At 61.6% G+C, this 9922-nt stretch carries 7 protein-coding genes and 1 pseudogene; 5 read left to right on the forward strand and 3 right to left on the reverse strand.

From position 1 onward, the window contains the following. The first annotated feature begins 2 nt into the window (after positions 1-2). The gene (locus tag EOA78_RS10340) at positions 3-1379 is read left to right on the forward strand and encodes an aspartate aminotransferase family protein (RefSeq protein ID WP_127315069.1); all 1377 of its coding nucleotides are present in this window, start codon (positions 3-5) and stop codon (positions 1377-1379) included. A 40-nt stretch (positions 1380-1419) separates the two neighbouring features. On the opposite strand, the gene EOA78_RS10345 is transcribed toward EOA78_RS10340, so the two are convergent. From EOA78_RS10345 to EOA78_RS10355, 3 genes are all read right to left on the reverse strand, one after another. Continuing rightward, positions 1420-1896, reverse strand: coding sequence for an Lrp/AsnC family transcriptional regulator (locus EOA78_RS10345; RefSeq protein ID WP_029352587.1), 477 nt, complete (start codon positions 1894-1896; stop codon positions 1420-1422). Positions 1897-1906: 10 nt separating this feature from the next. Next, positions 1907-2980 carry a tartrate dehydrogenase gene (locus EOA78_RS10350; RefSeq protein ID WP_095520732.1) on the reverse strand — a complete coding sequence of 358 codons (1074 nt, stop codon included), beginning with the start codon at positions 2978-2980 and terminating at the stop codon, positions 1907-1909. An 84-nt stretch (positions 2981-3064) separates the two neighbouring features. Continuing rightward, positions 3065-4390: an FAD-binding oxidoreductase gene (locus tag EOA78_RS10355; protein ID WP_127315070.1), complete on the reverse strand. Its 1326-nt coding sequence runs from the start codon at positions 4388-4390 to the stop codon at positions 3065-3067. A gap of 789 nt (positions 4391-5179) precedes the next feature. Between EOA78_RS10355 and EOA78_RS10360 the strand changes: the two genes are divergently transcribed. From EOA78_RS10360 to EOA78_RS10375, 4 genes and pseudogenes are all read left to right on the forward strand, one after another. After that, positions 5180-6844 carry an ABC transporter ATP-binding protein gene (locus EOA78_RS10360; protein WP_127315071.1) on the forward strand — a complete coding sequence of 555 codons (1665 nt, stop codon included), beginning with the start codon at positions 5180-5182 and terminating at the stop codon, positions 6842-6844. Between the two features lie 39 nt (positions 6845-6883). Further along, a complete protein-coding gene (locus tag EOA78_RS10365) occupies positions 6884-8554 on the forward strand; it encodes a peptide ABC transporter substrate-binding protein (RefSeq protein WP_127315072.1) in 1671 nt (556 codons plus the stop codon). A 70-nt stretch (positions 8555-8624) separates the two neighbouring features. Next, positions 8625-9575, forward strand: a complete 951-nt coding sequence (locus tag EOA78_RS10370; protein ID WP_127315073.1) for an ABC transporter permease — start codon at positions 8625-8627, stop codon at positions 9573-9575. Positions 9576-9611: 36 nt separating this feature from the next. Further along, positions 9612-9922 (forward strand): annotated as a pseudogene (locus EOA78_RS10375) (peptide ABC transporter permease); the annotation flags it as partial.

The following is a 9922-nucleotide window of genomic DNA, read 5'->3' on the forward strand; positions in this document are numbered from 1 at the left end:
AAATGCTGGCAAACTCACTGATCGAACTCGATCGCGCACATCTGGTTCACCCGTTTTCATGCTATCGGAGCCACGAGGAAACCGGTGTGCGGGTGCTCAAATCCGCCAAGGGCGCGATGGTGACCGATGCAAGCGGGAAAACGCTGCTGGACGGATTCGCCGGTCTATGGTGTGTAAACATCGGATACGGGCAGGAAAGCGTCGTTGAGGCAGCGGCCAAGCAGCTAAGAGAGCTTCCCTATGCGACGGGATATTTCGGACTGGGGTCCGAGCCTGCCATTCGTCTTGCTGCCAGACTTGCCGAACTGGCGCCCGGCGATCTGAACCATGTCTATTTCACGCTGGGCGGTTCCGACGCAGTCGACAGCACGATCCGTTTCATTCGCTACTACTACCATGCCAAGGGTACGCCGCAAAAGGACCAGTTCATCTCGGTCGAGTATGGCTACCACGGATCCTCGACGGCAGGGTCCGGTCTGACCGCGATCCCCGCTTTCCATGCGGGCTTCGGCGTGCCTTACGACTGGCAGCACAAGATTCCCTCGCACTACGCCTATCGCAATCCGGTCGGTTCCGATCCGCAGACGATTATCGACGCATCGGTCGCGGCCCTGCGCGCCAAGATCGCGGAACTCGGCGCGGACCGCGTTGCGGCCTTCTACGCCGAACCCATTCAGGGTTCGGGCGGAGTCCTCGTTCCACCGACAGGCTGGCTGAAGGCCCTGCACGCCGTGTGCAAGGAACACGACATTCTGTTCGTTGCCGACGAAGTCATCACTGCCTTTGGCCGCACCGGCCCGCTCTTCGCCTGTGACGAGGACGATGTGGTGCCGGATTTCATGACCACGGCGAAGGGACTGACCTCGGGCTACGTGCCGATGGGCGCAGTCTTCATGTCGGACCGTGTCTACAATACGATCGCGGATGGAGCCGGCAAAGCGCCTGTCGGCCATGGCTCCACCTATTCAGCCCATCCCGTGAGCGCGGCGGTGGGGCTGGAATGCCTGCGTCTCTACGAAGAGGGCTTGCTCGAGAACGGGCGGAAGGCCGGGAAGCGCTTGATGGAAGGCCTTCGCTCGCTCGCCGACCACCCGCTGGTTGGCGATATTCGCGGTCGCGGCATGCTCGCCGCGGTCGAGTTGGTCACTGACAAGGAGCGCAAGACGCCCCTGCCGGTGGCAGCCGATCCGGGTCGCCGTATTTTCGACCGCGCATGGGCGAACGGCCTCGTCATCCGCGCCTTCAACAGCGGCATCCTGGGCTATGCGCCGCCGCTCTGCTGCACGGAGGACGATATCGATGGAATCCTCGAACGCACGCGGATGACGCTGGATCAAACCCTCGAAGACAAGGACGTGCGGGCAGCAATGAAAAGATGATCGTCCAGACTGCCGCCGCATGCGCGGGGCAGCCTCTTCCTCATCTGTCGAATATGGCGTCGAGCGGCAGGTGAGATTTCACGATAGGGGATTTCAGCACGACGAAGCTGAAATATTTGTCGATGCCGATGTCCATTTCGACAAGGCGCTCCATGACCGTCTGGTATTCGGTGATTCCCGCTGTGACAAACTTCACCAGGTAGTCGTAGCCGCCTGAAACAAGATGGCATTCGATGACGGAATCGATCTTCTCGACGGTGGCAAGAAACCGCGCGAAGTCGTTCTGCCGATGGTTCCTGAGCGTTATCTCGGTGAAGACCGTTAACGTCTGCCCGAGCTTGGAGACGTCGATCTGGGCGGAATAACCGGTGATGAAGCCTTCCGCCTGAAGCTTCTTGACCCGCATCAGGCAGGGGCTCGGTGACAGATACACCAGCTCGGCAAGCTCGACGTTGGATATGCGCCCGTTCTTTTGCAGCTCGGAGAGAATTTTGATGTCGATCTTGTCGAGCTTCATCAGAAACCTGTCACACGTTCGAACCGCGGATCGTCCGGCAAACGGCGTCCGTTACTTCCTGCGTGGTCGCGGTGCCACCAACGTCCGGCGTCAGCACGCCTTCCCTTGTCACCGATTCCACAGCGCGCATCAGCCGGTCGGCCGCTTCGCTTTCGCCCAGATGGTCAAGCATCTGGGCAACGGTCCAGAAGGTGGCGACAGGGTTGGCGATACCTTTGCCGGCAATGTCGAATGCCGAGCCGTGGATAGGCTCGAACATCGAGGGGTAGCGCCGCTCGGGATCAATATTGGCGGTCGGTGCTACACCGAGGCTGCCCGCAAGCGCGCCTGCAAGGTCTGACAATATGTCGGCGTGAAGATTGGTGGCGACAATCGTATCGAGGCTCCGTGGTTTCAGCGTCATACGCGCCGTCATAGCATCAACCAGCATCTTGTCCCACGTGACGTCCGGGAATTCCCGTGCCACCTCGGCGGCGATTTCGTCCCACATTACCATGCCGTGACGCTGCGCGTTGGATTTCGTAACAACTGTCAGGAGCTTTCGCGGCCGTGACTGCGCCAGCCGGAATGCATAGCGCATGATGCGGGTGACGCCGACGCGCGTGAAGATCGCGACCTCGGTTCCGACTTCCTCGGGGAGGCCGCGATGGGCGCGGCCGCCGTGGCCCGAATACTCGCCCTCGGAATTCTCCCGCACGATCACCCAATCCAGATCGCCAGGGCCGACGCCCGCCAGCGGAGAAGCAATGCCCGGCAGTATCCTGGTTGGCCGCACGTTCGCGTACTGATCAAAGCCCTGGCAAATCGGCAGCCGGAGGCCCCAGAGCGTGATGTCGTCGGGCACATCGGGAGCACCGACCGCGCCAAAGAAGATAGCGTCGAAAGGCTTCAGTTGCGTCACACCATCTTCGGGCATCATCCGACCATGGGCCTTGTAGTAGTCTGAGCCCCAGTCGAAGTGCTTGACGCGCAGCTTGAAGTCGCCGCAGCGCTCTTCAAGTGTCTCAAGCGCCTGGAGACCGGCGGCAATGACCTCTGGCCCGATCCCGTCGGCTGGAATGGCGGCAATCTCATATTCGCGCATCGTCACTTTCCCTGTTTTCAGTGCTGGCCGCCTCGCTGCCTCGATCTCGAGTGCGACCGGTTGGACGTTGGCAAATCGGTCTTCTCAGAATTCAGCGACCTTGCCCCACGCAGCGGTCTTCAGGCGCTCCGGCCTATAAGGACGTGGATCGACGATCGGCTCGCTGCCCGTGATGATGTCGGCGATCATATGCCCCGCGCCGGGGCCGATCCCGAAGCCGTGACCGCTGAATCCCGCCGCCAGGATAAAACCCGGAATCCCCTCGATTTCACCGACTGCGGGAATGCCATCGGGCGTGCTGTCGATATAACCCGCCCAGGCATCGGAGATCGCGACGCGCTTGAGTTCGGGCATCAATTCGCAGGCTCGTCGATATGTCAGCCGAATCTGCCTCATGTCAGGTTTGGGGTCGAGAATCCGATTCCGTTCCATTGGTGTCACGGCGTCAAGTACCCATTTCCTCAGGCTTTCATGACCTTGACGCCAGCCCTCGAACGCTCCCGGGGCCAGACTGCGCCAGCGGCGGGCGAACATGGGCACGAACTCGCGGCTGAACCTGAGCTGCTGCGGTGTTGGATCGACTCGCGCCCGCCCGCTGATCGCCAGCGTATATCCACCGTTGCCGCGCCGCGTCAGCGAGACGCGCGCGGTATGCAGGGCATCCGGCAGACCATTTACGCCTGGCGCTACGGCTAGAATGGACTGACGCACGGCAGCTTGCGGGAAACGAATACCAAGCTGGTTGCAGAAGGAAGAAGCCCACGCGCCTCCGGCCATGACCACGGTCCTTGTCCGGATGGTTCCCGCTTCCGTAACGACGGCGCTGACCCGGCCGGCGCTCAACTCTATGCCGCGAGCCGCGCAACTTTGATGTACGGAGCCGCCAGCCGCCATGATCCCACGCGCGGCTACAGGTACCGCCCTCGAGGTGTCTGCCGTTCCGTCGGTCGGTGAGAAAACGCCGCCCTTCCACTTGCGGCCGGTCGCTTTGCCCCGTTCGGTGGCTTTTTCCGCGCTCAGCATATGCGTCGTGATGCCGACCGTCCTTGCAAAATCGCGCCACTTTGCCCAACCTGCGAGTTCATCGTCGTTCTGCGAGAGATAGAGCAGCCCGCAACGGCGAAAGCCGGTGTCTTCGCCAGTGTCCTGCGCCACTTTTTCCCAGAGATCGAGGCTCTTGGTCGCCATCGGCAACTCGCGCGCGTCACGGTTCTGCTGGCGGCACCAGCCCCAGTTGCGGCTGGACTGTTCGGCGGCAACGCGCCCCTTCTCCAGCAGGGCGACGCTGACGCCGCGGCGTGCGAGATAATATGCCGTGAATACGCCTACCACACCGCCGCCGATGACGACGACGTCCGCCTCGCGAGGCAAGGATGGGCTGGAATCGATGTGCATGAGCGGCGCGGGCATGGATGGGGACTCCGGTAATTTGAAGCATCCTAACCTGCCCCCTGCAGAGGCAGGCCGCGAAGTTTGTGCCTGGACGGAATATCGTGCGGTTAGCGGCCTCTAGGACGGGCAATTGTTGCGCGAAAAGCTCGCTGTCACCGGGGCAAGCAGGAGTACACTTCATGCAGTCGCGTCACATCTACGGCATGGCTATTCAGGGCGCGGCGCACGGTTGCCGACCCTGATCGGCAGTGCCTTGGCCTACATTGCGATGGGCCGCACGGACACCGTTCCGCTGGACCGCATTGCGTGGCACACGGTGCGGATGCACGCCGGAAGCCCTGGTTCCTGCCCGTCGTGGGCGCGTATTGCCGCATGAAGGATATGATTGCCGGATCATGTCGCGGGCCCCGACCAGCTGCAGAGTGAAATGCCGAACTGGACGTTCTTTTCAGAAGTTCCTGCCGCCCGAGGGCCAAGTTTCGATGACTCTGCGGAAACAAAACATTCAAACTGGCTGAAAGAACGGAGCAACCCTTCCCTATGGCAGGCAAGCTCCAGAGGACTTCCGATAGGCAGGGCTTACGCCTTCGGAGAGTTCTCCAAGAAAAGGGAACAGTGTCCGGTACACGGACCGGATTTCATCAAGGGAGCCGCCAGGATGAGCAGAATCCGTTTCTCACAGCCTCAGGGCGCGAAGCGCCGAGATGGCCAGACGACGGTCGCTCCGGTGAGGGGCTTCTGCTCAAAGGGCGATGATTCGGTCCGCAACAGCGTGGACCCGTTCGGTTTAAAGGGGAGGTGATCTCGATGGTCGCAAGCATCCAGGCTGTAGCCCCCCACGATGTGGCGCTTTCGATACGCGACCTCACGGTGAATTTGCCGGAAGGCATGGAACGGACCCATGCCGTCGAGAACATTTCCTTTGATCTGAGGCGCGGCCAAATCCTGTGCATCATCGGCGAATCCGGATCGGGGAAGTCTGTCACAGCCAATGCGATCATGGGGCTTCTGCCCAAGGTGATCCGCGTCTCCTCGGGGGCCATCCAGCTGGATGGGATGAACATCATAGGCATGTCGGCCGACAAGCTGCGCAGCCTACGCGGCCGGGTTGTGTCGATGATTTTCCAGGATCCGCTGTCGGCGCTCAATCCGTTGATGACCGTGGGTGCACAGATCGACGAGGTCATGGCGGCGCATAGCGTCGGCACTCCGAAATCCCGTCGCGGCCGCGCTATCGAGTTGCTGACTGAGGTGGGACTGCCGGACCCGGAACTCATGTACCACCAGTATCCGTTCCGCCTCTCCGGCGGGCAGCGGCAGCGGGTGATGATCGCCATGGCGCTAGCACTCGAGCCCACGATCCTGATCGCGGATGAACCGACGACCGCGCTCGACGTGACCACCCAGGCGCAGATTCTGGAGCTGATCCGCGAGATTCAGCGACGCAAGGGAATGAGCGTCATGTTCATCACCCATGACTTCGGGGTGGTGGCCGAGATCGCAGACAGTGTCGTGGTGATGGAGAAGGGCCACATCGTCGAGCAGGGTAGCGCTCAACAGGTCCTGAAGTCGCCTGGCCATCCCTACACCCGGCGCCTTATCGCAGCCGTCCCGCACCTGACCGGTGAGGACCGCGTTCCTCTGGAGACGGCCGACAAAGCGCCGATCCTGAAGGTCGAAGGCCTGATGAAGACCTACCGCAGCGGCAGTTCCCTGTTCAGCTCGCAGCGCGTCGTGCCCGCGGTCAACGAGGTCTCGTTCGATCTGGCGCCCGGGCGCACGCTGGGCGTCGTTGGCGAGAGCGGTTCCGGCAAATCGTCGCTTGGCCGGCTTCTGATTAAGCTGCTGGACAGTGACGGCGGCGGGATTCTGTTCGAGGGCCGCGACATTGCCAGGCTTTCCGAAGCCGAGTTCCGCCCGCTGCGGCCGCGGGTCCAGATGATCTTCCAGGACCCCTTCGCGTCGCTCAACCCGCGTTCGACTGTCGGCCACATCCTGACCGTTGGCCCAGTCGCGCACGGTATGCCCTATGCCCAAGCGCGTGAAGAAGCGAAGGCGCTTTTGGCTCATGTCGGGCTCGATGCCGGCGCCTTTGGCCGCTATCCGCACGAATTTTCCGGTGGGCAGCGCCAGCGCATAGGCATCGCTCGGGCGCTGATGTTCAAGCCCAAGCTGCTGATCGCCGACGAAGCTGTGTCGGCGCTCGACGTGTCGATCCAGGCCCAGATCCTGAAGCTGCTTGACCAGATCCAGCGAGAGACCGGCGTGTCGATGGTCTTCATCACCCACGATCTGCGCGTCGCCAGCCAGATCTGCGACGAAATCGCGGTGATGCAGAAAGGGCGGATCGTTGAACGCGGACCACCCTCGCAAATCTTCCTCGACCCGCAATCAGCCTACACGCGTGAGCTGGTGGCGGCGATTCCTGGAGAGCAGCCGGGATCTACCCGCCCGGTTGCAGCAAACGGGTAAAGAGCCACGGCGGATACCGCCAGAACAAGGGGAATTCCAATGACTGAACATACAAACTCCAAATCGAACTACTCGCGACGCGACGCCCTTCGATTGATGGCGATAGGCGGGGCGGCAGGCCTCATTGCGCCCAATCTTTTGGGCAAACCCGCCTTCGCCGAGACCCCGCCAGCGAGCCCGACCGGCCGCGTCGTCGTCGGATTTTCGCAGGAACCCACCGTCTTCAATCCACTGATGCCGCATACCGAGTGCGACGACGCTGTGCATTTCTCAGTGTTTGATGCACTCGTTCGAATAGACCCAAAGGGCGTTCTTCAGCCCAATCTTGTGGTCGAAGTGCCAAGCCAAAAAAACGGCGGCATCTCGGAGGATGGACTTTTGTGGCGGATCCGCCTGCGTGATGACGTCCGCTGGCACGACGGCCAACCCTTCACGGCCGAGGACGTGAAGTTCACGCTTGAGCTCATCACCAATCCGAAATTCCGCGCGTGGCGCACGGCGGGCCATTCGCTGGTGCGCGACATCAAGGTGGTCTCGCCGACCGAGCTCACCTGGCGGACGGAGGAGGCTTTCGCCCCCTACCTGTCGTTTCTCGCCGAAACCTTCATGGTTCCCAAGCACATCCTCGAAAAAGAGGCCGACCCGAACGCCGCCGCCTTCAATCAGGCGCCTGTCGGCACTGGCGCATTCAAGTGGGCGCAGCGCATCGCCGGCGATCATATCGAACTCGTCGCGAACACGGACTATGCCGGGGAGGGCCCCTATTTGGAGCGGCTCGTCTTCAAATACATCCCCGACATGACAGTGCTCTACACCCAGTTCAAGAGCGGCGACATTGATCTTGTCGATCAGGCATTCATAACCGCCGACCACTACGCGGAAGCCAGCAAACTATCGGATCGCGTGGTCGTGTTGGAGCGCGGGGCATCGGTCGAGTCGATCTATCTCAATCTTGAGAAGCCGCAATTCAAGGACCCGGCGGTCCGCCAGGCGCTCTACGCCGCAATAGATAGGAAAGCGATCCTCGAAGGTCTTTATTACGGGGTCCACAGCCCCACCGAGACGTTCATGCCGCAGAATTCCTACTACTACAATCCGAACCTGCCGGCGCAGGAGTTCAACATCGAGCGCGCGCGCCAGATCCTCGACGAGGCTGGTTGGGTACCGGGAGCCGATGGAATACGGGTGAAGGACGGGGTGCGTCTGTCGTTCGCCAACTCCACCACCTCCGGCAACCACCTGCGCGAGCAGACCCAGCAGTTTCTGCAGCAGACATTCGCCGAGATCGGGGTGGAGATGACCATCTCGAACCTGCCGGCCGCCGTCATGTGGGGCGATTTCTGGCTCAAATCGCAGTTCGAGTCAGCGATTTCCGGTGTTACCAATGTCATCGCAGGCGATCCCGACGTTTCCAACCGCCTGCACACCAAGGCAATCGTCGCGAAGGGCGGAAAGGGCTCGAACACAGGCCAATACTCCAACCCGGAGGTCGATGCGCTGCTCGACAAGGGCACCCGCACCTTCGATCGGGAAGAGCGGCGCGCCATCTATCTGCGTGTTCAGGAAATTGTTCGGCAGGATCTGCCGTTCCTGCCTCTGTTTGCCTACGCCAATGTGTTCGGCCGCAAGGAAGGGCTGGAGGGTTTCGAGGCAAATTCCAACGCCCGCGTCGCATCCTGGCATGCCGCCGGATGGCATTGGAAGGACTGACATACTTATGCCGCCGCCGCCCTGCGGCGGCGGTCAGTCATCGGCGCTGTCTCGAAAGAGGAGAGTTGAAATGCGCGGCTTCCTGCTCAACCGGCTCTTACAGAGCCTCATCCTGCTCCTGATCGTCTCGGTCATCGGGTTCCTCGTCCTGAACCTGCTACCGGGCGGCCCGCTGGCGCAATTCGGGCTCGATCCCAGCATGACGCAGGACGATCTCGATCGCCTGAAAGAGCAAATGGGGCTGAATCGGCCGCTGTGGATGCAATATCTCGACTGGGCCTGGCGGCTTCTCCAGGGCGACTGGGGCCACTCCTTCCGCGACGGTTCGACGGTGCTATCGGTTATAGGCCGGCATCTCTTCGCCACGTTGCTGCTGATGGGGACGTCCACCGCGATTGCGATCGCGATCGGCACCTGGATCGGCATTCGTGGCGCCACGCATCGCTATTCGCTGTTCGACCATGTGGCGACGGTCGGAGCTATGGTCGCGCTGTCGATCCCGACCTTCTGGTTCGGACTCGTCGGCATCTACATCTTCTCGCTCAAGCTCGGCTGGGTGCCCGCGGGCAACATGTACACGATCGGTGACGGTTCGGTGCTGAACTACCTGCACCATTTGATCCTGCCGAGCGTCGTGCTGTCGCTGGTGCATGTCGCGATCTGGAGCCGCTACATGCGCACCGCCACCCTCGACGCCATCAGCCAGGATTTCGTCAAGACTGCCCGCGCCAAGGGCCTGACCGAGCGCCGAGTCATAATGAAACACGTCGTCGGCAATGCGCTTCTGCCGATGATCACGCTGGCCGGGGTCCAACTTCCCAGCATCCTGACCGGCGCGCTGGTGACGGAGACCGTGTTTACCTGGCCGGGGATGGGTCGACTGTTCCTGGACAGCCTTGGCTACAGCGACTACCCGGTCGTGATGGGACTGCTGATGTTCTCAGCCATTCTCGTCATTCTGGGCAACCTGATCGCAGATATTGCCGTGGCGATCGTCGACCCGCGCATTCGTCTGGGTTGAGCGCGTAACCTCACGCCCCAACAGGAGGCACCCGAAATGACCGCTCTCGTCGCAAATGCAGGACCAAGCCGCTGGTGGCGCAGCCGCACCGTGCGCCGTTTCACGAGCCATCATCTGGCGTTGCTGGGGGTGGCGATGATCACCCTCCTCACGCTGGCATGCGTCTTCGGCCCTCATCTCCTGCCCTACGATTCGCTATACATCGATTTGCGCGCTCGGTTTTCCCCACCGCTGACCGGCCACCATTATCTGGGGACAGACCCGCTGGGACGCGATCTGGCAGCGAGATTGCTCATGGCGGGAAGGATCTCGCTGGCGGTGGCCCTCTTTGCCCTGTTTCTGTCGAC

It is taken from the genome of Mesorhizobium sp. M5C.F.Cr.IN.023.01.1.1 (assembly GCF_003997585.1).
Classification (GTDB): Bacteria; Pseudomonadota; Alphaproteobacteria; order Rhizobiales; family Rhizobiaceae; genus Mesorhizobium; species Mesorhizobium wenxiniae.